Source organism: Oceanicaulis sp., assembly GCF_965249665.1.
Taxonomy (GTDB): Bacteria; Pseudomonadota; Alphaproteobacteria; order Caulobacterales; family Maricaulaceae; genus Oceanicaulis.
The window spans coordinates 2,044,507-2,068,485 of sequence record NZ_OZ252247.1; the positions used below are offsets into that span (position 1 = coordinate 2,044,507).

Annotated in this window: 22 protein-coding genes; 11 read left to right on the forward strand and 11 right to left on the reverse strand. The window is 62.2% G+C overall.

What is annotated here, in order from left to right; translation table 11 throughout:
* The first annotated feature begins 118 nt into the window (after nt 1–118).
* The 3 genes from alaS (at nt 119) to ACP154_RS09855 (ending at nt 5,079) form a co-directional block, all read left to right on the forward strand.
* Complete coding sequence (gene alaS, locus ACP154_RS09845) at nt 119–2,776, forward strand: alanine--tRNA ligase (protein WP_421859600.1); 2,658 nt, start codon at nt 119–121, stop codon at nt 2,774–2,776.
* Nucleotides 2,776–3,234 carry a nuclear transport factor 2 family protein gene (locus ACP154_RS09850; RefSeq protein ID WP_107712818.1) on the forward strand — a complete coding sequence of 153 codons (459 nt, stop codon included), beginning with the start codon at nt 2,776–2,778 and terminating at the stop codon, nt 3,232–3,234. Before alaS ends, ACP154_RS09850 begins: the two co-directional genes overlap by 1 nt.
* A 111-nt stretch (nt 3,235–3,345) precedes the next feature.
* On the forward strand, nt 3,346–5,079 hold the full coding sequence (locus tag ACP154_RS09855; RefSeq protein ID WP_421859598.1) for a cation:proton antiporter: 1,734 nt from the start codon (nt 3,346–3,348) through the stop codon (nt 5,077–5,079).
* A gap of 72 nt (nt 5,080–5,151) precedes the next feature.
* On the opposite strand, the gene ACP154_RS09860 is transcribed toward ACP154_RS09855, so the two are convergent.
* A complete protein-coding gene (locus tag ACP154_RS09860; RefSeq protein ID WP_107712820.1) occupies nt 5,152–6,375 on the reverse strand; it encodes an NADP-dependent isocitrate dehydrogenase in 1,224 nt (407 codons plus the stop codon).
* A gap of 128 nt (nt 6,376–6,503) precedes the next feature.
* Here ACP154_RS09860 and ACP154_RS09865 point away from each other — a divergent pair, with 128 nt between their 5' ends.
* From ACP154_RS09865 to rpsD, 5 genes are all read left to right on the forward strand, one after another.
* Nucleotides 6,504–7,268 carry an RNA methyltransferase gene (locus tag ACP154_RS09865; RefSeq protein ID WP_421859596.1) on the forward strand — a complete coding sequence of 255 codons (765 nt, stop codon included), beginning with the start codon at nt 6,504–6,506 and terminating at the stop codon, nt 7,266–7,268.
* Nucleotides 7,269–7,413: 145 nt separating this feature from the next.
* On the forward strand, nt 7,414–9,507 hold the full coding sequence (locus tag ACP154_RS09870) for a methyl-accepting chemotaxis protein (protein WP_421859594.1): 2,094 nt from the start codon (nt 7,414–7,416) through the stop codon (nt 9,505–9,507).
* Nucleotides 9,508–9,651: 144 nt separating this feature from the next.
* Nucleotides 9,652–10,332, forward strand: a complete 681-nt coding sequence (locus tag ACP154_RS09875; protein ID WP_107712823.1) for a hypothetical protein — start codon at nt 9,652–9,654, stop codon at nt 10,330–10,332.
* Nucleotides 10,333–10,346: 14 nt separating this feature from the next.
* Nucleotides 10,347–11,846 carry a hypothetical protein gene (locus ACP154_RS09880; protein ID WP_421859592.1) on the forward strand — a complete coding sequence of 500 codons (1,500 nt, stop codon included), beginning with the start codon at nt 10,347–10,349 and terminating at the stop codon, nt 11,844–11,846.
* 153 nt (nt 11,847–11,999) lie between these two features.
* Complete coding sequence (gene rpsD, locus ACP154_RS09885) at nt 12,000–12,617, forward strand: 30S ribosomal protein S4 (RefSeq protein ID WP_107712825.1); 618 nt, start codon at nt 12,000–12,002, stop codon at nt 12,615–12,617.
* A 126-nt stretch (nt 12,618–12,743) separates the two neighbouring features.
* Here rpsD and grxD read toward each other — a convergent pair whose 3' ends face one another.
* Entirely contained in the window at nt 12,744–13,076 is a 333-nt protein-coding gene (grxD, locus tag ACP154_RS09890; RefSeq protein ID WP_107712826.1) for a Grx4 family monothiol glutaredoxin, read from the reverse strand.
* 76 nt (nt 13,077–13,152) lie between these two features.
* Nucleotides 13,153–13,386, reverse strand: a complete 234-nt coding sequence (locus ACP154_RS09895; RefSeq protein WP_421859590.1) for a BolA family protein — start codon at nt 13,384–13,386, stop codon at nt 13,153–13,155.
* Between the two features lie 95 nt (nt 13,387–13,481).
* On the opposite strand from ACP154_RS09895, the gene ACP154_RS09900 reads away from it, so the two are divergent.
* Nucleotides 13,482–14,432 carry a M20/M25/M40 family metallo-hydrolase gene (locus ACP154_RS09900; protein ID WP_421859588.1) on the forward strand — a complete coding sequence of 317 codons (951 nt, stop codon included), beginning with the start codon at nt 13,482–13,484 and terminating at the stop codon, nt 14,430–14,432.
* Between the two features lie 159 nt (nt 14,433–14,591).
* Nucleotides 14,592–15,062 carry a hypothetical protein gene (locus tag ACP154_RS09905; RefSeq protein ID WP_133725265.1) on the forward strand — a complete coding sequence of 157 codons (471 nt, stop codon included), beginning with the start codon at nt 14,592–14,594 and terminating at the stop codon, nt 15,060–15,062.
* A gap of 72 nt (nt 15,063–15,134) precedes the next feature.
* Here ACP154_RS09905 and purL read toward each other — a convergent pair whose 3' ends face one another.
* Genes purL through purC form a run of 4 tightly spaced genes read right to left on the reverse strand, consistent with a single transcriptional unit; the run spans nt 15,135 to nt 19,069 of the window.
* Nucleotides 15,135–17,378, reverse strand: coding sequence for a phosphoribosylformylglycinamidine synthase subunit PurL (purL, locus tag ACP154_RS09910; protein WP_421859586.1), 2,244 nt, complete (start codon nt 17,376–17,378; stop codon nt 15,135–15,137).
* On the reverse strand, nt 17,375–18,040 hold the full coding sequence (gene purQ / locus ACP154_RS09915; protein WP_022699939.1) for a phosphoribosylformylglycinamidine synthase subunit PurQ: 666 nt from the start codon (nt 18,038–18,040) through the stop codon (nt 17,375–17,377). The genes purL and purQ overlap by 4 nt, the downstream gene beginning before the upstream one ends.
* 28 nt (nt 18,041–18,068) lie before the next feature.
* Nucleotides 18,069–18,311: a phosphoribosylformylglycinamidine synthase subunit PurS gene (purS, locus tag ACP154_RS09920; protein ID WP_107712831.1), complete on the reverse strand. Its 243-nt coding sequence runs from the start codon at nt 18,309–18,311 to the stop codon at nt 18,069–18,071.
* A complete protein-coding gene (gene purC, locus ACP154_RS09925) occupies nt 18,308–19,069 on the reverse strand; it encodes a phosphoribosylaminoimidazolesuccinocarboxamide synthase (protein WP_107712832.1) in 762 nt (253 codons plus the stop codon). The genes purS and purC overlap by 4 nt, the downstream gene beginning before the upstream one ends.
* Nucleotides 19,070–19,358: 289 nt before the next feature.
* On the opposite strand from purC, the gene ACP154_RS09930 reads away from it, so the two are divergent.
* Nucleotides 19,359–19,679, forward strand: coding sequence for a DUF1476 domain-containing protein (locus ACP154_RS09930; protein ID WP_421859584.1), 321 nt, complete (start codon nt 19,359–19,361; stop codon nt 19,677–19,679).
* Nucleotides 19,680–19,742: 63 nt separating this feature from the next.
* Here ACP154_RS09930 and ACP154_RS09935 read toward each other — a convergent pair whose 3' ends face one another.
* The 4 genes from ACP154_RS09935 to ACP154_RS09950 all read right to left on the reverse strand — a co-directional run bounded on the left by ACP154_RS09935 (nt 19,743) and on the right by ACP154_RS09950 (nt 23,976).
* Complete coding sequence (locus tag ACP154_RS09935; RefSeq protein ID WP_421859582.1) at nt 19,743–20,189, reverse strand: thioredoxin domain-containing protein; 447 nt, start codon at nt 20,187–20,189, stop codon at nt 19,743–19,745.
* A 46-nt stretch (nt 20,190–20,235) separates the two neighbouring features.
* Entirely contained in the window at nt 20,236–21,186 is a 951-nt protein-coding gene (locus ACP154_RS09940; RefSeq protein WP_421859581.1) for an aspartyl protease family protein, read from the reverse strand.
* Nucleotides 21,187–21,315: 129 nt separating this feature from the next.
* Nucleotides 21,316–22,620, reverse strand: a complete 1,305-nt coding sequence (gene purB / locus ACP154_RS09945; protein ID WP_421859580.1) for an adenylosuccinate lyase — start codon at nt 22,618–22,620, stop codon at nt 21,316–21,318.
* A gap of 69 nt (nt 22,621–22,689) precedes the next feature.
* Nucleotides 22,690–23,976: a spinster family MFS transporter gene (locus ACP154_RS09950; protein ID WP_421859579.1), complete on the reverse strand. Its 1,287-nt coding sequence runs from the start codon at nt 23,974–23,976 to the stop codon at nt 22,690–22,692.
* Nucleotides 23,977–23,979 lie beyond the last annotated feature (3 nt).

Consider the following 23,979-nt stretch of genomic DNA (forward strand, 5'->3'; position numbering starts at 1 on the left):
GGGCGCTTGGCTTTGCCGGGCGCCCGTTCGTATATGGGGGTGAACCAACACCCAAAGGTCGCCGTCAGAGCAGGCGACCCTCCTCTCAACGCCGCGCGCCAGCGCCCGGAGTGCATACATGACAGCCTTGCGCGATATTCGCCGCCAGTTTCTCGATTTCTTTGGCAAAGAGGGCCATGAGATCGTTCAGTCCGCGCCGCTCGTGCCGCAGGACGATCCGACCTTGCTGTTTGTGAACGCTGGCATGGTGCCGTTCAAGAACGTCTTCACCGGCGCGGAACGCCGCGACTATTCGCGCGCCACCAGCTCTCAGAAATGCGTGCGGGCGGGCGGCAAGCACAATGACCTTGATAATGTCGGCTATACCGCGCGCCACCACACCTTCTTTGAAATGCTGGGGAATTTCTCGTTCGGCGACTATTTCAAGGAACAGGCGATCGAGTTTGCCTGGTCCATGGTCACCCGCGAATTCGCCCTGCCCAAGGACAAGCTCCTGGTCACGGTCTATGCCGAAGATGAAGAGGCGGCGGCGCTCTGGCGCAAGATTGCGGGCCTTGCCGACGAGAAGATCATCCGAATTTCCACCTCGGACAATTTCTGGTCCATGGGCGATACGGGTCCGTGCGGTCCGTGCTCGGAAATCTTCTTTGATCACGGCCCGGAGATCTGGGGCGGCCCTCCGGGCAGCCCGGAAGAGGATGGCGATCGCTTTATCGAAATCTGGAACCTGGTGTTCATGCAATATGAACAGCAGGCGGGCGGGGAGCGCATCAACCTGCCCAAACCCTCCATCGACACCGGCATGGGGCTTGAGCGTATCGCAGCGGTGCTGCAGGGCGTTCACAACAATTATGATGTGGACCTGTTCAAAACCCTGATCAACGCTTCTGAAGAGGCGCTCAAGGTGAAGGCCGAGGGGGACGCGCTGGCCAGCCATCGGGTCATCGCCGACCATTTGCGTTCCACCTCCTTCCTGATTGCTGACGGGGTCACGCCGTCCAATGAAGGCCGCGGTTATGTGCTGCGCCGGATCATGCGCCGCGCCATGCGCCATGCGCACCTTCTGGGCGCGAATGAGCCGGTGCTGTTCGGCCTTGCGAAAACCCTGTCTGACGAGATGGGCGACGCCTTCCCCGAATTGCCGCGCGCTCTGCCGGCGATCGAGGAGACCCTGCGCGGCGAGGAAGAACGCTTTCAGCGGACGCTGGGCCGCGGCCTGACGCTGCTGGAGGAGGCGACCGCCGACCTCAAGGACGGCGACGCTCTGCCGGGAGAGACTGCGTTCAAGCTTTATGACACCTATGGCTTCCCGCTCGACCTGACCGAAGACGCCCTGCGCACGCGTGGGCTGAGCGTGGATCAGGCCGGGTTTGACGCCGCCATGGAGCGCCAGCGCTCTGAGGCGCGCGCCAGCTGGAGCGGGTCGGGCCAGGCTGCGCCCGAAGCCCTGTGGTTTGAGGTCCGGGACCGCCTCGGCGCGACCCAGTTCACCGGCTATCAAAGCCATGACGGACAGTCTGAACTCACCGCCATTGTCGCCGACGGGGCGGAGCAGTCCGAGCTGACCGAGGGCGCGGGCGCCGAGCTGATCTTCAAGTCCACGCCATTCTACGCTGAGGGTGGCGGCCAGATCGGCGATGCGGGTGTGATCACCTTCGATACGGGCGCTGTATTCACCGTCACCGACGTGCAAAAGCGCGCCGGCGAGGTCTACGCTCATATCGGAGTGCTCGAGCGCGGGGCGATCAAGCTGGGCGATCCGGCGTCTCTGAAGGTGGACGCCGAGCGCCGCACCAAAGTGCGCTCCAACCACTCCGCCACCCATCTGTTGCACGCCGCGCTGCGTGATGTGCTGGGGCCGCATGTGACCCAGAAAGGCTCTTATGTGGGGCCGGACCGGTTGCGGTTTGACTTCTCCCACGCCAAGGCGCTGAGCGAAGACGAGACTCAAGCCATTGAGGCGCAGGTCAACGCTGTGATCCGTCAGAACGCCGACGCGAAAATCGCCGAAATGACGCCGGAGAAAGCGATTGAGGCGGGCGCGCTGGCGCTGTTTGGCGAGAAATATGGCGACACCGTGCGCGTGCTGGCCATGGGCGAGTCTCTGAATGATGACGACAAAGCCTATTCGGTTGAGCTGTGCGGCGGCATTCATGTGGACCGCACCGGTGATATCGCCCTGTTCAAGATCGTGGGCGAGAGCTCGGTCAGTTCCGGCGTGCGCCGTCTGGAAGCCCTGACCGGCGAAGCCGCCCGTCAATGGCTGGAGACTGAAGCCAACAAGGCCAAGACCGCCGCGTTGTCTCTGAAAGTGCCCACCCATGAGCTGGTGGAGCGCGTCGCCGCCTTGCAGGCTGAACGCAAGACGCTGGAGCGTCAGCTGGCGGACGCCAAGAAACAGCTCGCCATGGGCGGGGGCGGCGGCGCTTCAGCGCCAGCGGGCCCGGAAGAGATTAATGGTACGAAGTTGATCGCCCGCGTCGTCGAAGGCGTCGGCGGCAAGGATTTGCGCGGTCTGGTGGACGAAGCGCGCAAACAGATGGGCTCAGGCGTTGCAGCCTTTGTGGGCGTCAATGAGGGCAAGGCGGCGCTCGCCGTGGGCCTGACCGATGACCTTGCGGGCGCGATGAGTGCGGTGGATCTGGTGCGCGCAGCCGTGGGCGCCGTAGGCGGCAAGGGGGGCGGCGGTCGTCCTGATTTTGCTCAGGCCGGCGGACCCGATGGCGCCAAGGCCGAAGACGCGCTGGCCGCCATTCGCAGCGCGCTGGCGGGCTGATGGTCAAGCGAGCCAAACCGGGCGCGGATATTCAGATGACCGGCGACAAGGCGGTGGCGAAACAGATCGCCGCCGCCCGTTCCGCTTTCAATGACGCGTTGTCGGCCCGTGATTTTGACAGCATCGAGCGGGCCTTGTGCGAGGATTGCACCCTGACGCCCGGCGATGACGCCGAGCTGATGGCGGGGCGCGACGCGCAGCTTGCCGCCTGGCGCTCCATCATCAATCAGGCGCCCGATGTCAGCTATGTGCGCACGCCCATGCGCATCGATGTGGGCGAGGATGGTCTGTTGGCGGCGGAGACCGGGCGCTGGAAAGGTCAATGGTCGGCCCAGGGCTTTGAAGTGCGCTATGCAGGCCGCTACTTCGCCAAATGGCGGCTGGATGGTGATGACTGGCGCATCGCCTCGGAAGTGTTTGTGACCTTGAAGCGCGATGGCGGTCCAATCGGAGCCTGAAACAAACGGGGCGGACATGTCGCACCGAATTTGTGCACCACGTTCATAAACCGTCTGGACTTTCCTGTTTAAGGTTAACCTGATGGCCAATCAGGTGAGCGGGGAAGCGTGATGGAACACGGGCATGGCTATGAAGTCTGGTTGAAAGATGCGGTCGTCTTCCTGATCGCCGCGGGCGTGGTGGTGCCGCTCTTTCGCCTGTTCAAACTCAGTTCCGTGCTTGGCTTCCTCATTGCAGGTCTGGCGCTCGGCCCGTTCGCGCTTGGCGGCCTCGCCGAACGATTTGCGGTGTTGGAATGGTTGACGATTTCAGAACCTGAAGCCGCCAAGCCCTTCGCAGAACTTGGTATCTTGTTCCTACTCTTCTTGCTGGGGCTGGAATTATCGTTCCAGAGGCTCTGGCAATTGCGCCGCGCTGTGTTTGGCGCGGGCGGGTTGCAGGCGTTTGGCAGCGCGGCTGTGCTCGGCGTCGCCAGTTTCGTGATCGGACAAACCGCGCCGACGGCTCTTGTGATCGGTCTGGCGCTGGCTTTGTCATCCACCGCCATCGTCATGCAGATCATGGCTGAAGAGCGCCGCACCGCCGCTCCCGTGGGGCGCGCCTCGCTGTCGGTCTTGTTGATGCAGGACATTCTGGTGGCGCCCATCTTGATCCTTGTGGGCTTTCTCACCCGCGATTCTGGCGCTGATATCGGCGCCGCTTTGCTCAGCGCGCTGTTTCAGGGCGTGCTGGCGCTGGCCTGGATCTTGTTGCTCGGCCGTCTGGTGCTGCGTCCGGTCTTCCGTCTGGTGGCGAAGGCGGGCGGTCGCGATCTGTTGATGGCGCTGACGCTGGCGGTGGTCGTAGGCGCCTCCATGCTCACCGCGGGGGCCGGTTTGTCGCTGGCTCTGGGCGCATTCCTGGCCGGGTTGATGCTGGGGGAGACCGAGTTCAAGCATCAGGCCGAGATTGACCTTGAGCCCTTCAAGGGGCTGCTGCTCGGCGTGTTCTTCATGACCGTGGGCATGGGGCTCGACCTGGGCGCGGTCTGGCAGAATGTCGGGTTGGTGCTGGCGGGGCTGGTCGGCATGCTGATCGTGAAGGGGCTGCTCGTCTATCTGGCGTGCCGCCTGTTCGCAGGAGACCATCGCTTGTCGCTGGAAGCGGCGTTTCTGCTGGCGCCGGCGGGTGAGTTCGCCTTTGTAATCCTCGCCACCGCCAATGCCGGCGATGTCATCCCGCCTGAAACCGCCACAATCGTCGCCGCCATCGCGGGGCTGTCCATGCTGCTCACGCCGGCCCTGGCTGCGATTGGCCGCAAGCTGTCGACCCCGACGGAAGATGGCGTTGGACAGTCCGAGCTGCCCTCTGACCTGGTTGATCTGGAAGGGCATGTGATCATCGCCGGATTTGGCCGGGTGGGCCGCACCATGGCGCGGGTGCTGGAGACCGAGAATGTGTCCATGGTCGCCCTCGATATGAGCGCGGAGAAGGTCGCCAAGGGCCGCGAGGAAGGCTGGCCTGTGTTTTACGGGGATGCGGGCCGGGCTGAGTTTCTGGAGCGGGCCGGCGCCGCGCGGGCGGACATGTTCGTGGTGACCGTCGATGATGCGCAAAAAGCGTCCGACATGGTGCGGGCGGCGCGTACTCTGCGACCTGACGCGCTGATCATCGCGCGGGGGCGCGACCGCCGCCATGCGGTCGAGCTGGCCGCCGCCGGCGCCAGCCATGTCACGCTGGAGACGGCCGAAGCCGCGCTTCAGCTGGCGGGGCGGGCGCTGGAAGATCTGGGGCTGTCCGGCGATATTGTCCGTGACCGCTTGGCGGCGGAACGCGAGGATGTCTACGCGTCGGAAAATGCCTGACAGGGTTTGAAATCATAAAAAAGGCCGGGCGAAGCGCCCGGCCTTTTCGTTCAAGCGTGTCAGCGCGAAGGCTTAAACGCGGTCTTTCATGACTTCAGCAAAGCGCTCGGCCACGGCGTCCAGGAAGCCTTCGGTGGACAGCCAGCCCTGCTGGTCGCCGACCAGAAGCGCCAGGTCCTTGGTCATGTAACCCGCTTCCACGGTGCCGATGATGGTGGCTTCCAGATCTTCAGCAAACTGAACGACCTGTTCGTTGCCGTCCATCTTGCCGCGATATTTCAGGCCACGGGTCCAGGCGAAGATCGAAGCGATGGAGTTCGTCGAGGTTTTCTCGCCGCGCTGGTGCTGGCGATAGTGACGGGTCACCGTGCCGTGCGCCGCTTCGGCTTCGACGGTTTTCCCATCCGGGGTCATCAGCACCGACGTCATCAGGCCCAGCGAGCCAAAGCCCTGCGCCACGGTGTCAGACTGAACGTCGCCGTCATAGTTCTTACAGGCCCAGACGAAACCGCCCGACCATTTCATGGCCGCGGCGACCATGTCGTCGATCAGACGGTGCTCGTAGGTGATGCCCTTGGCGTCGAAATCCGCCTTGAACTCAGAGTCGAAGACCGCCTGGAAGATGTCTTTGAAGCGGCCGTCATAGGCTTTCATGATGGTGTTCTTGGTGGACAGATACACCGGCCAGCCGCGATCCAGGCCATAGCGCAGCGAGGCGCGGGCGAAATCCTTGATGGATTCATCAAGGTTATACATGCCCATGGCGACGCCGGAGCTCGGGAAATCGAACACTTCATGGGTGATCGGCTCACCACCGTCCGCCGGAGTATAGGTCAGGGTCAGCTTGCCCGGACCCGGCACCAGCATGTCGGTGGCCTTGTACTGGTCGCCAAAGGCGTGACGACCGATGACGATCGGCTTGGTCCAGCCGGGAACCAGCCGCGGCACGTTCTTGATCACGATGGGTTCGCGGAACACCACGCCGCCCAGAATGTTGCGGATGGTGCCGTTGGGCGAGCGCCACATTTTCTTCAGGCCGAACTCTTCCACGCGGGCTTCATCGGGCGTGATGGTCGCGCATTTCACGCCAACGCCGTAATGCTTGATGGCTTCGGCGGACTCAACCGTGATCTGGTCATCGGTCTCGTCGCGTTTCTCGATCGAGAGATCGTAGTATTTCAGGTCGATGTCCAGATAGGGCAGGATCAGCTTTTCCTTGATCAGCGCCCAGATGATGCGGGTCATCTCGTCGCCGTCGAGTTCGACGACCGGATTGTCGACTTTGATCTTGGCCATGAAGCGTATCTTCCGTGTTCTGTGGGCAGAGGTGTCGCACAAGCAAAATGCGACGTGCCGCGTCGAGGGGTGGACGAATGTGTGGCGGGTGTCTAGCACCGCACCGCTGTAAGAGAAAGAGGGCGCCCGTGACTCAGTCAGACCCGACCTTGGTCGAAGCTCAGAACCCCGTCTTCATCCTGGTCGAGCCGCAAATGGGTGAAAACATCGGCGCGGCCTGTCGGGTGATGGGCAATTTCGGGATTCCGGAATTGCGAATCGTCAATCCCCGCGATGGCTGGCCCAACCCCAAGGCCGAGACTATGGCCACGGATTCGCCCGTTCTCAATCAGGCGCGCGTTTTCGCGACGCTGGAGGACGCGGTCGCCGATTGCCAGATGCTGTTTGCGACCACGGCGCAGCCGCGCAATATGGTCAAACCCGTGCATACGGCCCGCGCCGCCATGTCGGAGATTCGCGGGCATATCCAGGCGGGTCAACGTGTGGGCGTATTGTTCGGGGCGGAAAAGTCCGGCCTGCCCAATACGGCGATCACAATCTCGAACGCCATCATCACCTTGCCGGTCGACCGCAATTTCTCCTCGCTCAATCTGTCCATGGCGGTGGGCGTGCTGGCCCATGAATGGCGGGCGGGCGATCCGGCGCCGTCAGAGTTCAAGCCGCTTGAAGACCGCGCCAGTCTGGACGAGCTCCAGGGGCTCTACACGCATCTCGAGGATGAGCTGGATCGCGCCGGCTTTTTCTATCCGCCGGAAAAAACACCGCTGATGATGCAGAACCTGATCAATATTTTTGCGCGCGGAGGGTTAACGCAGCAGGAGATCCGAACCCTGCGTGGCGTGATCAAGGCGTTGGCCATCGGCCGGGGCAAAGCTCGGATCGAGCGAGATTAATCAAACAACCCATAAGGTTGTTGTTATGTCTATGCATACCCTTAGGCGGGAACGCCTCTCAGGAGGCATTACGCAGGTGGTTTACAATCCTGAGCCGAATTGGCGCCATTCTGTCAGCTTGTGATGTACTGACAGGGAGAGCATCGTGCTCAAAAATCTATCGCTGAAGACCCAGCTTTTCGGTGGGTTTGGCATGATCGGCTTAATCGTGCTGGCGCTCGTTGGCGTCGGTTTGTACTCCGCCATCACCAGTCGGGGCAATTTCACGGAATATCGGTCGACGGCTCGAACCTCCCTGGCGCTGGCTGAGACACAGGACGGCGTGGCGACCTTGCGTAATGCGGCGTTTTCCTTCCGCGTCACGCCAAGTGCTGGAAACCGGGGACGGGTTCAAGACGCCCAGAGCGAGCTTGAGGCGTCTATCACCTCTTCCATTGATCTGATTACCGATCCCGGCATGGCGCAGGACAAGCAGCAGATACGTCAATTGGCGTCAGAATATGCTGATGCATTCGACCGCTATTCCCAAACCCGTTTGGCGCTGGAGATTGAAGCGGAGCGCCTGCGGGCCGCCGGTCGAGACCTACGCACCGAACTGGGCGATGCGATGGGCCTTTCGGAAATGCTCGGCGCACAGCAAATCCTTTTGAATCTTGCGGACGCGCGCCAATCCCTGATGCTGGGCCGTTATTATGGCCGGAGCGCAATCGAGAAGGCCAACGGCGCCGACGCAGACCGAAGCCGCGCGGAATTCTCTGAAATGGTCGAGCTTATGCGCGGTGTGGTCGCTTCTGCACCGGATGCGCTGCAACAACTGGCGACGGACCTGTCACTGGCCAGCGAGGAGCTGCTCTCAGATTATGACGCTGCGATGACGCGCAGTCTCGAAATCGATGCCATTGCAGTGGAAGAGCTCGATCGCATTGGTCCCGAAATGGCGGAAGTGGTGGACAGGTTGGTTGCAAGCAATGTCGCGTTGCAGGATCGGATCGGTCCGCAAATCGACGCTGCCTTTGAAAGCCAGCGCAACTTCACCATCGTGCTGGGGGTGAGTGGTGCGTTCATTGCTATTGCCGCCGCCGCCATTCTCATGAACGTGATTCTGAGCAATCTCGGCGCAGTGGTGAACGGCATAGCCCGGGTGCGGCAAGGGGAATATGAGTTCCAGGTGAGAGGCGTCGAACGCAAGGATGAGCTGGGCGATCTGTTCCGGGCTGTGGAAGATCTGCGCACGGGCGAGATCAATCGTATCCGGATGGAGAAGGAAGCGCTGACTGCAACCAAAGAGCGCGAAGCCCGGTCAGAGGCCACCCACAATGCTATCGACGTCTTCCGCAACAAGGTGGAGACGATCCTCAAAGTACTCGCCGAGCGCACCCATGAGATGCGCCATACCGCGGGCCGCTTGAACTCGCAGGCCACCTTCGCCAACGAACAGGCCAAGACGGCTGACGGCGCGGCGGGCGAAACCGCAAACAGCGTCGAGACTGTGGCGGCGGCGGCGGAAGAGCTCTCAAGCTCGATTCAGGAGATCGCCCGCCTGACCGAAAGCGCTTCCCACAAGGTCAGCGACGCAGGTCAGCGCTCGCAAAGCTCGGTGGATCAGATCGAGGCGCTGGCTGACCGGGTGTCGAGCATCAATGATGTGATTGACCTCATCAATGACATCGCCGAGCAAACCAATCTTCTGGCGCTGAACGCCACGATTGAAGCGGCGCGGGCTGGAGACGCCGGCAAAGGCTTTGCGGTCGTCGCCAGCGAGGTCAAGGATCTGGCTGAACAGACCAGCAAGGCCACCGATACCGTGGCGAGCTTGGTCAAGGACATCCAGAGCTCGATGACAGGCTCCTTGGACTCCATTCGCGGCATCGCCAAGATGAGCGAAGAGATCAACGAGGCCACGGCCTCTATCGCCAGCGCTATTGAAGAGCAGGGCGCAGCGACGCGAGAAATCTCGCAAAGCACCACGCGCGCGGCCGAGAGCACGACGACCCTGGCCAAAGGGGTGCGCGATGTGGGTGAAGCTGTGGCCGAAACCGAAAGCGCCGCCGGTCTGCTGGAGACCACGTCAGACGCCTTCACCAGCCAGTCGGATACGCTCCGCGAGGCCGTTGAGATGTTCTTTGAGGCCATCAAGGAAGGCCCGCTGAATCGCCGTGAAGCTGAGAATCCGGACTATAGCGGACCGGAACGTCGCAAGAGCAGACGAGGCGAGGTCGAGATTCCCGACGCTGCTTGAGTGTGGGGGCAGGACAGACGCCAGGCCGCCTTCTTTCCAAGAGGGCGGCCTGAGTGTTTCCGCGCGGCGCGCCGCTGCGAACGGTATCCAGACGGATTGATATCCTTTAGTGAGTAGAGGTTTGAAGGATCCGCCTGAAGATTCATGGCCCAGACTGAATTTCATCTCCCGCACGCGCTTCGTGATCTTGTCCGTCGATCCGGCCGCTGGTCGCCGCCGGATTGGATTTTCCTGCCTGCATCAATGCTGGTGATGGCGGGGCTGATCGTTTTGGGGCTCAGCACACGCCCTGGCGCAGTGGACGCCGTCATTAGCGATACGGAGTTCGTGATGCAGGGCGAGGCTCTCGCTCAGCTCATCCCAGGGCCCGGAACACGATTTGAATTGACGATAGGACCTGCGGGCGAACCTCTGGCGCGGTTGAGCGCCACGGCGTCCTTTGACGCGGCGGGCTTGCTGTCTGCGGGTGTCGGCGCCGCTCTGCCCACAGAATGGGAAGAAAACGCTATCGGCCGGATTGTCCGGCTTGAGGTCGAGGCTCAAGCGGCTTCGGATTCGCGAATTGATCAGATCCGGGTCGGGTATTTCACGGTCGGGTATGGCGATTCAGAGCGGACGCTGAAACCCGTGGGGCAGTCCTGGAGCACGGTGGGGATTTGTTATCAGGTCGCGCCGACGGCGCAAGCGAACGGGGTGGAATGGCTGGGCATCTGGCCGGGTGACGCCGGCAATGGCGAAGCTGTTCTGGTCCGCTCCATCCGGCTGACCCTTGAGCCGCCAGGGGACGCCATGGCGCAGTGCGAAGCGCGCCTGTCATCCGCCTAGTTGAGGAGGCGGACATGCAAGCCTGGCGCATGCTTCTTCTCATCATCAATCGGGTTCTGGGGCCGGCCCGGCGTCGCCTCTTGCTGGGCGTCTTCATGGCGGGGCTGGGCTATGTGCTGTTTCAGCCCGCCTTTGAAGGTCGGGGCGAGGTGGAGCAACTCGCCGCCCTGGTCCAGTTCTCGCAAACTGGCGCGATCCGGGTTGCACAGGGAACGCCGCTGCCGTCTGAAATCGCCTCCCATGACGGGCCCTGGCCGGAGTCCTGGCAGAGCGAGGCGCGTCCGGGGTATGCGCGCTGGGCGATGCTGCAAGACGCGTCCGGTGACGCTCAGGGGCAGATGTCGGCCTCCCATGTTTCACCTGTCGACGCCGGGCCCAAGCCTTTGACCCTGGTCGTATTGGCGCCGGTGCGCCTTATGGTGTCGGACTGGGGCTGGTGGGCGCAGATCCAGCTCTACCGATTGATCTTATGGTCGGCTGCGATGCTGGGTTTCGCTGTCGCCGTCGAAACCGCGGTTCGGCACGGCCTGATCCATGAACAAGGCGCGGTGATCATGGCGGCCTGGCCTTTCATGTTCCCCCAGTTTTTCGCGCAGATGACGTCTGTGGGCGGCGATGCGCTGGGGCTGAGCTGCGCGGCTTTGTCCTGCGCAGCCTTCATCGCCCTGTCACGACGCAATGACCTGTCCGCCAGCCTGGCTCTGGGGCTGACCCTTGGGTTCGGTGTTTGGGCGAATACGCTTCTGGTGACCTTGTGGCTGGGGCTGGCGGCGTATCTAGGCTGGCGCAGCTGGCGGCTTTACACAGCGGCTGCGCTGGACGCGGAATGGTTGGTCTTGCGGGTGTTTGCGCTCAGTCTGGCGCTTCTCATCGGGACGGGATGGCTTGTTTATGCGCTGGTGAGTGCTGAACCGAACGAGATGACAGCTGTGCTGGGCCCCCGCTTCGCCGAGCGTTTGTGGTCCACGCTCGCGACGTTTTCAGCAGATGGCGGCGCGTCCGCCATTCTGCCGGGGCCGGGTTGGCGTGTGATCTCATTAGGGCTGTTGATTGTGGTTCTGGCGCGGTGGGAGCTGAACTGGCGCGGTCTGCCGCCCCTGGCCCAGGCGCCGGCGTTCATTCTTCCGGTCTTTACACTCAGCGCCTTGCTGCTGGGCCTTCAGGGCTATGTGTCGGGGCTTGGCGATCTTCATATGTTGTCAGCCTATCTGGGGCTGGCGACGGCGCTGTGTTGTCGAAGTTCAGCGCTGGCGATGGCCCTGGTGGTGCTGGGCATTGCGGGGGCGTTGGCGCAGGGCTTGTTTCAGGCGTCGGTGTTTTCCGGGTGCGCGGTCTATGATCCGCAGCTTGGGCGGTATGGCTATGAAGGCGCGCGTTGTGTGCTGGATCTGGATGTGCTGGGCGCAATCAGCGCGCCGCGTCCTGCCTTGCAGGCCTTGATGATCGGCGGCTTGAGCGCCGCCAGCGCGTTGTTCACGCTCTGGAGACAGTCCGCTCGACAGCGCGAATATTGACTCCGCCTGCCGCTTTGCTCATAACCCGCGCTTCCCTCGCTCGCCGGCTTGCCGGACGAGCTTTGTTTTCATGGCAACGGACGACGCGTGGACCGCCGTTTCAATTGCTCTGGCTGAGGGATCAGAGCCGGGCCGCGTCGAGAAGGAAAGACTATGTCAAAGCGTCATTCGCAGAAATACAAAATTGACCGCCGCATGGGCGAAAACATCTGGGGCCGCGCCAAATCCCCGGTGAACAAGCGCGCCTATGGCCCGGGTCAACACGGCCAGCGCCGCGCCGGCAAGCTGTCTGACTTCGGTCTGCAGCTGCGCGCCAAGCAAAAGCTCAAAGGCTATTACGGCAACATCACCGAGAAGCAGTTCAAGCGCATCTACACCGAAGCGCAGCGCCTGCGCGGCAACACCGCCGAAAACCTGATCGGTCTGCTGGAGAGCCGTCTGGACGCGATCGTGTATCGCGCCAAATTCGTGCCGACCGTCTTCGCAGCACGCCAGTTCGTCAACCACGGCCATGTCCGGGTGAACGGCAAGCGCGTCAATATCGCCTCTTACATGGTCAAGCCGGGCGATGTGGTTGAAGTGCGCGAAAAGTCCCGTTCCATGGCGCTGGTGCTTGAAGCTCTGGGCAGCCCGGAACGTGACGTGCCTGACTACCTCGATCTCGACGCCAAGGGCATGAAAGCCACCTACACCCGCAAGCCGGAATTCAACGAAGTTCCGTACCCGGTGAAGATGGAACCGAACCTGGTCGTCGAATTCTACTCCTCGTAAGTGTTCGAGGACGACGAGACAGAAAAGCCCGCTGCACCGCAGCGGGCTTTTTCTTTGGCCGTATGACATGAAAAAATCCGTCTCCAATCGGAGACGGGTTTTCTCGGTCAGGAGCGGAGCGGGGGCTTACGCCTCCACCAGGCCCTTGTCTTTCATGAGCTGTTGCAGCTCGCCGGCTTCAAACATCTCTTTCACGATGTCGCACCCGCCAACAAACTCGCCCTTCACATAAAGCTGGGGGATGGTCGGCCAGTCTGAATAGGCTTTGACGCCTTCGCGCACGGCGTGGTCTTCCAGCACGTTCACGGCGGCGTATTCCACGCCCACATGATCGAGCACACGCGCCACCACCGAGGAGAACCCGCATTGCGGGAAGGTGGGGGTGCCCTTCATGAACAAGACCACGTCGTTTTCGGTGACCGCTTTCTTGATCGCTTCCTGAGTGTCGGCGTCGGACATGGAGAGGATTCCTTTAAGTTCGTCTTGGCCCCAAGATGGGGGGTGGGGCGGCGCGTTTCAATTGCTGACAGGCGCGCTAGTCCGGCGCACGGGTTTCCAGCGCCAGAGCGTGCAGCTCGCCGCCCATCCGGCCTTTCAGCGCAGCATAGACCATCTGATGTTGACGGACGCGTGGCAGGCCGGCGAAGGCCGGTGAAACCACCACGGCCTTGTAATGGTCGCCATCGCCGGCGAGATCGGTGATCTCGACCTCGGCGCCGGGAACGCCGTCCTTGATCAGACTGACAATGTCTTCCGCATTCATGGGCATGGCGTCTCTCCTGCACAGTGCTAGTCTGAGCCATACCATCACACCGGGCGTGCCCGGAACCCTGACTTTCACAGGGATATTACGGAGACCCGCCCATGTTGCTGTCTGCCTTGCTTTTGACCACGGCTTTGGCCGTTCCCGCCGCCTCGGACTGTGCGGGGCTGGAGCCTGCCCCTTGGGCGGATCTGTGCGTCCTCAGTTCCGATGAGATGAAAGGGCGGCTGGTGCAGACTGAAGGCAATGCACGCGCACGCGCCTATATCATTGATCGTCTGACAGAGATTGGCGTTCAGCCGGTGGGCGACAGCTTCGAGCAGCCCTTCAGCTTTGAGCGCGCCATTGATTTTCGCGATCCGAATTCGCCCAGAGAAACCATCAACGCCGTAAACGTCATCGGCGTGATCCCCGGACGCGACCGCAGCCGCGCCATCGCTGTGACCGCGCATTATGACCATGTGGGTCAGACTGAAGAGGGCGAGATTTACAATGGCGCCGACGACAATGCCTCTGGCGTTGCGGCGCTGTTGGCCGTGGCGGCGCACTTTATCGACAATCCGCCCGAGCATGACCTGTTGATCATGGCCTTCGACGCAGAGGAGGGCGGGTTGCACGGGGCGCGTGAAGTGGTCGCCAATCCCGTGGACGGAGCCGCGCCAGTCGTCTTCAACCTCAATTTCGACATGCTGGGATATAGCCCGGACAATGACATTTGGGCCGCGGGCCCCTATCACACCCCCGCCCTGCATCCCATCGTGGAGGCCGTCGCACAGGAGACCTCGATCACCCTGGCGGCGGGCTATGACCAACCTGACGGCGATCCGCGCAATGACTGGACGCTGTTGTCAGATCAGGGCGCGTTTCACGTCGCCGGCATTCCCTTCCTTTATCTCGGGGTGGAGGATCATGAGCATTACCACCAGACCAGCGACGAGTTCGAGACCATCAATCCTGACTTTTTTCTGGGCGCCGTGAGCGTGGCGATCGCGCTGGCCGAGCGCATTGATGCGGATTTGGGAACAGTTCTGGGCGAGGGCGCCGACCCCTAGGGCAAAGCCAAGTGATTGACGCGCCGCAACATTTGCGGCGCGTCATGAAATCATAACAAAAATAAACACTGTTTACTTTTCAAAGTGCGGTGAGGTCCCTATCTATACGCCACAAACGCGGGCGTATAGGCATGCTCGGGTTTCATCAGGGAGATGGATATGTCCACCGCACTTCGTACTGTATTCGCTGGCGCAGCACTCGCAATCGCCGCTTTCGGTTCCGCTCAGGCCCAGGACTGCCCGTCCGAGCCGATGTTCGTCGGCGTGTCCGGCCCGAACTCTGACGTGCGCCAGTCCGCGCGCCGCATCAATCAGGGCGACTGGCGCAACGCCGCTCACTTTGCGTCTGAAGCGCTTGAGTCCGGCACCTCCAACCGCAACAAGAACGCCGCCGCCGTCAATCTGTGCGCCGCGCTGGCCAATGAAAGCGATTCCGGCACGGCGGACGCTTGCGCCACCGCTATCGAGCGCAATCCTGAAGGCTGGGAGGCCTACACCAACCGGGGCGGCGCGTTCTGGCTGGCGGGCGATCACGCCGCCGCCGCTGCTGATTTCGCTCGCGCCGCCGAGCTGGGCGCCGGTGAAGACGCCGTCACGCACAATTCTGCTCTGGCCCAGTGCCACAGCTAATGAGCTGAGCCGTTCAAATGAAAAAGGCCGGAGCATTGGCTCCGGCCTTTTTTGTGGGCTTGGTCGCCCGCCTTATTCGGCGACGCGCGCTTCAGGCTCGCCCTCCATCAGGGCTGGCATGAAGCCTTCATGGGCTTGCTTGAGCCGGATCAGATCCACGGCGTGCCCGCCATTGATCGAGAGGAAGCGGCCGCCCGCGAGGCCCACAACCTCGACCGACACGTCCGCGTCTTTCGCGTTCGCGCGGATGGCTTCAGCGTCTGCGGCGTCTGCAGCGATCAGATAGCGGCCCTGATCCTCACCGAACATCCAGGCGAAGACCGGCAGGTCGCCCGTATAGGCGAGCTTGATCCCGACGCCCGCCGCCATCGCCATATCAGCAGCGGCGCAGGCCAGACCGCCGTCTGACAGGTCGTGGACCGCCTGGGCGTGACCCTTGCGGATCGTCTCGCGGACAAAGTCGCCATTGCGTTTCTCGACCGCCAGGTCCACGCGCGGCGAGGCGCCTTTCTCCTGGTTCTCGATCTCGCGCAGATAGAGCGAAGCGCCCAGCTCGCCGCGGGTTTCCCCCACGAGCAGCAGCACCTGGCCGTCTTTCAGCCCGCCATAGCCCATGCGCTGGGCGATATCGGGAATCAGGCCTACTGCGCCCACTGCCGGAGTGGGCGGAATGGCGACGCCGTCGGTCTCGTTGTAGAGCGAGACATTGCCGGACACGACGGGGAAGTCGAGCGCTTTGCAGGCCTCGGCCATGCCCTCAACGCAGCCTACGAACTGCCCCATGATCTCGGGACGTTCGGGATTGCCGAAGTTCAGACAATCGGTGATGGCGATGGGATCGGCGCCGACAGCGGTAAGGTTGCGCCAGGCTTCGGCCACCGCCTGTTTGCCGCCTTCAAACGGGTCGGCGAAGCAATAGCGCGGCGTGCAGTCGGTGGTGATCGCCAGCGCCTTTTGCGTGCCGTGCACGCGCACAATGGCGGCGTCGGACGGGTCTTCGGAGCTGGCGGCGGTATCAGCCATCACATGGCGGTCATACTGACGCCAGATCCAGCGCTTGGACGCCATGTCAGGGCTGCCCATCAGGCTCGCCAGCACTTCACCCAGATGCTCGGGCTGGTGCAGCTCGCGCGGGTCGATGGAGCCGCGGGCTTCGGCGGGGAACCAGGGACGGTCGTATTTCGGCGCGTTCTCGCCAATCGGATCGAGCGGCAGGTCGCAGACGACCTCACCCTTGTGACGCAGTACAAGACGGCCATGAGGGGCGGTCTTGCCGATGGTCGCCACATCGAGATCCCATTTGCGGAAGATGCGCTCTGCCACATGCTCGCGGCCCGGCTTGATGATGATCAGCATCCGCTCCTGGGATTCTGACAGCATCATCTCATAAGCGGTCATGTTCTCTTCGCGCTGGGGCACATGATCGAGATCGAGCTCGATCCCCAGACCGCCAGACGAGGCCATTTCCACGGACGAGGAGGTGAGACCCGCCGCGCCCATATCCTGGATCGAGCTGATCGCGTCTTCGCTCATCAGTTCAAGGCAGGCTTCAATCAGTTTTTTCTCGGTGAAGGGGTCGCCGACCTGAACGGTCGGGCGGTTCTCTTCCGAGCCTTCGCCAAATTCGGCTGACGCCATGGTGGCGCCGTGAATGCCGTCGCGGCCGGTTTTCGCGCCTACATAAAGCACGGGGTAATCCGGTTCGCGGGCGGCGGCGGTGAAGATCTTGTCAGTGTCCGCGAGGCCCACGGCCATGGCGTTCACCAGGATGTTGCCGTTATAGCCCTTGTCGAAATTGGTCTCGCCGCCCACCGTGGGCACACCCACGCAATTGCCATAGCCGCCAATGCCGGCGGTGACGCCCGCGACCAGCTGACGGGTCTTGGGATGTTTGGGGTCGCCAAAGCGCAGCGCGTTCATCAGCGCCACCGGGCGCGCGCCCATGGTGAAGACGTCGCGCAGAATGCCGCCCACGCCTGTGGCTGCGCCCTGATAGGGCTCGATGTAGCTCGGGTGGTTGTGGCTCTCCATCTTGAAGATGGCGGCCTGACCGTCGCCAATATCGATGACGCCGGCGTTCTCGCCCGGGCCATAGATCACTTTGTCGCCAGACGTCGGGAATTTGGACAGGTGCAGGCGCGAGGATTTGTACGAGCAGTGCTCGGACCACATGACCGAGAAAATGCCCAGCTCCACAAGGTTCGGCGCGCGGCCGAGCTCCTTGAGGATGATCTCGTATTCGTCAGCGGTGACGTGATCGAGGGCGATCTCTTCGGTGACGCCCTCGGCGTAACGCGGGTTCACGGCTTCGCTCATGACAGTTTCCCCAGCACGCTTTCAAACAGGGCCAGTCCATCGGTTCCGCCATGGTCGGCGTCCACGGCGCGTTCAGGGTGGGGCATCATGCCCAGCACATTGCCCGCCGCATTGGTGACGCCGGCGATGTCGCGGGCGGAGCCGTTGGGATTATTGGCGTAGCGGAAGACCACCTGGCCTTCGCCCTCGATCCGGTCAAGCGTCGCCTCGTCGGCGAAATAATTGCCGTCATGGTGGGCGACCGGAATGACGATCTCCTTGCGGTCGGCATAACCGCGGGTGAAGCGGGTGTTCGCCGTCTCCACCAGCAGGGGCGCTTTCTCGCAGACGAAATGCAGCGAGGCGTTGCGCATCAGCGTGCCGTCCAGAAGCCCGGCCTCGGTCAGGATCTGAAAGCCGTTGCACACGCCCAGCATGGGCACGCCCGCTTCGGCTTTCTTTTTCAGGTCATTGACGATCGGCGAGCGCGCAGCCACCGCGCCCGAGCGCAGATAGTCGCCATAGGAGAACCCGCCGGGGACCATCACGAAGTCGAGCCCCTCAGGCAGTTCGGTCTCTTCATGCCAGACCATGGCCGGCGCGTGGCCGGTGACGGCTTCGATCGCCGTGGCCGCGTCGCGGTCACAGTTCGAGCCGGGGAAGACGATGACGGCGGTTTTCATGTCAGATCCGCTTCTTGCTCGCCAGCGCCTAGGCGCTCAGCTCGATGTCGTAATTTTCGATGACGGGGTTGGCGAGCAGCTTGTCGCACATCTCCGAGACGCGTTGCTGGGCTTCCTCGGCGTCGGCAGTGTTGAGATCAATCTCGATCAGCTTGCCCTGACGCACGCCCGTAACCTCGTCAAACCCCAGATGGTTCAGCGAGTTGGAGACAGCCTGGCCCTGCGGGTCCAGAACGCCGGGTTTGAGATAGACGTGAATGCGCGCTTTCATTCCGGAGACCCCTCTTCGGTGACGGAACCGTTTTCTTTCATGATGCCCAGACGGCGGGCGACTTCGGCATAGGCTTCGGTCACATTGCCCAGATCGCGGCGGAACCGGTCCTTGTCGAGCTTCTCATTAGTGTTGGCGTCCCACAGACGGCAGCTGTCCGGGCTGATCTCGTCAGCGAGAATCACTCGCGGCATGTCGTTCTGATCGTAGACGCGGCCAAATTCGAGCTTGAAGTCCACAAGGCGAATGCCGACCGCGGCGAACAGGCCCGACATGAAATCGTTCACCCGCAGCGCCATGGCGATCATCTCGTCCATGTCCTGGGTGGTGGCCCAGTTGAACGCGGTGACGTGTTCTTCGGCGACCATCGGATCTTCCAGATCGTCGTTCTTGTAATAGAACTCGACGATGGAGCGCGGCAGCGCATCGCCTTCCGTCAGGCCAAAGCGCTTGGCGATCGAGCCGGCGGCCACATTGCGCACCACGACCTCAAGGGGAATGATCTCGACTTCGCGCAGCAATTGCTCGCGCATGTTCAAGCGCTTGATGAAGTGGGTGGGGATGCCCATCCGGCCCAGATGCTCCATGATGTATTCGGAGATCCGGTTGTTGAGCACGCCCTTGCCTTCGAGCACGGCTTTTTTCTGGGCGTTGAAGGCGGTGGCGTCATCCTTGAAATAGGCCACGACGGTGCCCGGCTCGGGACCCTCGTAGAGGATTTTGGCTTTGCCTTCGTACAGCATCTTGCGGCGGGACATCGTGGCCTCGCTCCGGCTTGGGCGCGCATTGCGGCGCGCGAGTGGGGCGTGAGCCCGCTGTGATGTCGCTGGGAACAGAGACGTCGCGCCTGGGCCATGCCATGAGAAACGCGAAACGGCCCGTCGCCGCGGGCCGCTATCGAGGCGCCTACATACGCGAGGCGGCCTCTTACATCAATATCTGTGCTGAAGCCTGTTTGCGCTCAGGCTTACACGATTGATAATCGGCGCTGCTACAGCTAACTCTTCGGTCAGCAGTTTTCTTGTCTGGGGTTGAAGGACCACCGCCATGTCAGGTTTTGAGGATCGCGAAAACGCGTTCGAAAACAAATTCGCTCACGATCAGGAGCTCGAGTTCAAAGCGATTGCGCGCCGCAACAAGCTTCTGGGTCTGTGGGCCGCCGAGCTGATGGGCCTGACCGGCGACGACGCCGAAGCCTATGGCAAAGAGGTCGTCAAAGCCGATTTCGAAGAAGCCGGGCATGAAGACGTGTTTCGCAAGGTGCGCGGCGATTTTGACGCCCGCGGCATTGAGCAGACCGATCATCAGATCCGTCATAAGATGGAGCAGTTGCTCGAAGAGGCGCGCGAGCAGATCAGCCAAGGCTAATCGCTGTTGCTTGCAAGTGACGAACGGCGGCGCAGGCTCTGCGCCGCCGTTTTCATGTCCGGTTTACAGTCCGAACGCCTCACGATCAGCGATCACGCGCAGGGCGTGATCAAGCGCGCCGCGAATGTCGGCGTCTGAATACGCCATGCTGATCCGCGCCAGCACGTCTCCGGTTTCGCGATCAATCAACAGCACAAAGCCGGTGGCCCCCTCGGTCGCCTCGTAAACGGCGCTAACGCCTTCTTCCTGAGCCCGCCGCGCCAGCGCGCCGCGTCGCCCGAAAGAGCTGTCAAAGCGTACGCGCTCCAACGGCGCCTCGGCGTAGTCAGACATCACCGCCTCATAGCGCGGCTCCAGCACCTTGCAGGGGCCGCACCAGTTGGAGCGAAACAGCGCCGCCACCAGACGCGGCTCGTCACCTGCGGCGCTTGCAGGCGTGGCTTCCTGAGCGGTCGCCAGTGCAGTCAGGCCGAGGACCAGAAGCAATGCGAGGAGAGGCGTGCGGATCATGGCGGGGCTCTTTTTAATACGGCCTCACCGCTTAGCACAGAACGCCCTAGCGCGGGCTCAAACTCGCGTGAGTGCGGGCGCCTGGACACGCCATCCGGTCAAAGCCCTGAAGCGCGACGCCGCCAGAGCCGTAATCAATGCTGATCACAGCGTGTTGCAACACATCCATGCCCAGAATGATCGCCGGCTCATCGGCCCAGCCATGATGCTCAAACGCATAGACGTCCGAGACGGTGATTTCAAACAGGCCGATACAGAAATCATCGACTCGAAGCCGGCTGAACATGCGGCGCACTTCGCCCACGGCCCGACTATCGCCTGATACACCCTCGATCTCCATCGACGTTGAGGATTGCGGGCCGGCGCGTGCGCGCATGAAAGCGGTGTTGACGATAGAAGCGGTCGCGCCGGTATCGACGAGCACCCGCACAGGCGCGTCAACGCCGCGCACCTGTCCGAGCCCCATGACCAGACCATCCTGCACGCTCAATGCGCTTGTTGAAAGCGAAACACGCTGAGGCAACAGCTCCAACCGGGCGCGGGGGAAATCAATCTGGATAATCTCTGTGGTGAAGGCGTTCGCGCCCAAAAGGCCCGCAGCACTCATCACCGATCCAAAGGCGTCTTCAAAGACCGCGACTTCGATGACGCGCGGGCCGAGACCATAATCGAGTTGCTCGACAAAAATCAGATCGGTGTCGAACTGTCCGGTGACGCCGTGCGCGATCTGATCAAGCGTGATCACTTGCTGATCGGCGAGTTGCTGAGCGATCAGTCGCGGCGCCGCCGTATGCGACGCGCCGGTATCGATGATGAATGGGACCGGATCCGCCTCAGGATTTCCAGAAAACAACACGCTGCGTCCCACATGGGTCTGCAGAGTGTATAACCCATAGGAGTTTCTCTGCATGGGGATGCTGGACGTGTTTTGCGCGTAGCTGTTTGCGCCGATCATCAAGGTCAATGCGAGACTCAAAAGGCCTTGTAAGTAAGTCATGGCGGCTCCGTCCGGATGTCCTTGACGGTAGCAGGCCGGGAATTTGATACAATTACAAATCAGCCATAAGCAAAGCGCCGCCCGAGCCTTCGGACGGCGCTAGCTGAAGTGGCGAAGAGTGATGTGCGATCAGGACGCGCCGAACACACGGTCGAAAATCGTGTTCACATGCTTGAAGTGATAGTGTTCGTCAAAGCAGGCGTCGATCTGGTCATCAGACAAGAGCGCCGTGACGCCGTCATCGGCTTTGAGGTGGTCGACCAGCTTGCCGCCCTCATCCCAGGTTTTCATGCCGTTGCGCTGGACAAGGCGATAGGAATCCTCACGCGAGGCGCCCGCCTGGGTCAGCGCGAGCAGCACGCGCTGGGAGTTGTGAATGCCGCCATAGGCCTCAAGATTCTCCCGGCAGCGATCTTCATGCACGATCAGGCCTTCAATCATCGACGCGGTGCGGTGCAGGGCGAAATCCAGATGCGCGGTGGCGTCCGGGCCGATGCCGCGTTCCACAGAGGAATGGGAAATATCGCGTTCATGCCAGAGCGCGACGTTTTCCATCGCCGGAACGACGGCTGAGCGCACCAGGCGCGCCAGCCCGGTCAGGTTTTCCGTCAGGATCGGATTGCGCTTGTGCGGCATGGCCGAAGAGCCTTTTTGACCCTTGGAGAAATACTCCTGCGCCTCGCGCACTTCCGAGCGCTGCAAATGGCGCACTTCCACGGCCACATTCTCGATGGCGGACGCGATCAGGCCGAGCGTGGCGAAGAAGGCCGCATGGCGATCACGCGGAATTACCTGGGTGGAGATCGGCTCCACGCTCAGATCCATCGCCTGGGCCACGTGGGCTTCCACCGCCGGGTTCACATTGGCGAAGGTGCCGATGGCGCCGGAAATGGCGCAGGTGGCGATCTCTTCGCGCGCTTGCACAAGGCGGGCGCGGTTGCGGTCAAATTCAGCGTAAAAGCGCGCGAATTTCAGCCCCATCGTCGTGGGTTCGGCGTGGATGCCATGGCTGCGGCCGATGCAGGCGGTCATCTTGTGCTCGAACGCGCGCTTTTTCAGCGCCGCCAGCACCCGGTCCATGCCTTCAAGCAGCACATCAGAGGCGCGCTTGAGCTGTACGGCGAGGCAGGTGTCCAGCACGTCCGAGCTGGTCAATCCCTGGTGCACGAAGCGGGCGTCTTCCCCCACAAGCTCGGCCAGATGGGTGAGGAAAGCGATGACGTCGTGCTTCACCTCGGCTTCGATCTCGTCGATCCGATCGACGTCGAACGTCATGTCCCTGGCTTTCCACACGGCCTTGGCGGCGTCAGCCGGAACGACGCCCAGCTCTGCCAGCTTGTCGGTGGCGTGGGCCTCAATCTCGAACCAGATGCGGTATTTCGATTGCGGGGACCAGATATCGGCCATTTCAGGCCGGGTATAGCGAGGGATCATGGGGCGCGGCTCTCACGTCTGACGAAAGGGGCGGGTTTGCGCGCAAACAGCGCCAACCGGCCCGCCACGTCAAGTGCGCCGCTTCAGATCGCGCTTGAGCGCATAGCCCGCTGCCACGAACAAAATCGCCGCCACAGCGAAGGCGGAGCTGCCCGCCATCAAGGCCAGACGCAAGGCTTCGCCCTCCCCGTAATGGGGGCGCAGCGCGTCTGACAGGGCGCCGACCGCCAGCGGCCCGAGGCCGATTCCGATCAGATTGTTGAAAAATCCGATGATCGCCGCCACCGCCGCGCGAGAGGCGGGCGGGGTCATCGTCTGTGTGGCGGCGAGACCTGGCCCGATCCAGGCATAGCTGAGCAGCAAGGGAATGGCGAAAAACAACAAGGTGGTCTTGCCATCCTGCGCCATGAGCCCGCCGAGAAAGAACGGCACAGTGAGGAGCAAGGTCAGGCCGGGGATGACCCCGTAGGCTTCAGGGCGCCCCGGACCAACCCTGTCCGCCATCCAGCCGCCCGCCACCGAGCCGATCAGCCCGAGGGCGAACAGAGGCGATAGACCGGCGCCAACCTCTTCCAAGGTCATGCCTTGAGAGCGGATCAGAAAGGAGGGCGCCCATTGATACAGGCTATAGCCCGCAAAGGAGGTGACTGCGGCGGCGGCTGTGAACAAACGCAGCGACGGCGTGGCGAACACGAGTTTTAGCGCACTCAGCGCATTGGCCTTCTGGGCGCGCAACGCATCCGTATCAAACACGCCGCGCTTGGGTTCCTTGACCAGAACCACCAGCACCAGCGCCAGCAAGACGCCTGGCAGCCCGACCAGAATGAACGCCCAGCGCCAGTTCAAAGCGTCGGCGATAAAAGCGCCCAGCGCTGAACCTGCCGTGAGCCCCAAAGGGGCGCCGATCGAGAACAGGCCGATGGCGAACGCGCGCTTTGAGGGCGGAAAATAATCAGACAGAACGGAATAGGAGGGTGAGACTCCGCCCGCCTCGCCTGAGGCGACGCCGATCCGCGCCAGCAGCATCTGGACAAAATTGCTGGCGAGACCGGACAGGGCGGTGAACACGCTCCACACTACACAGGCCGCAGCGATCAGGCGTACGCGGTTTGTGCGGTCGGCCAGGATGGCGATGGGAACGCCAAGCGTGTCGTAAAACAGCGCGAAGGCTGTGCCGCCGAGTAAAGCCAGCTGTGAATCGCTCAGATTGAGATCGACTCGGAACTCTTCCTGAAGCACCGCAAAGATCTGCCGGTCCATGAAGTTGACCAGATAGACCACAAGCAAAACCCCAAGCGCGGTCCAGGCGTTCCGGGCGGCCGGCCGTTTGGCGGTGAAAGGCGCTGGGGTGCTCATGGC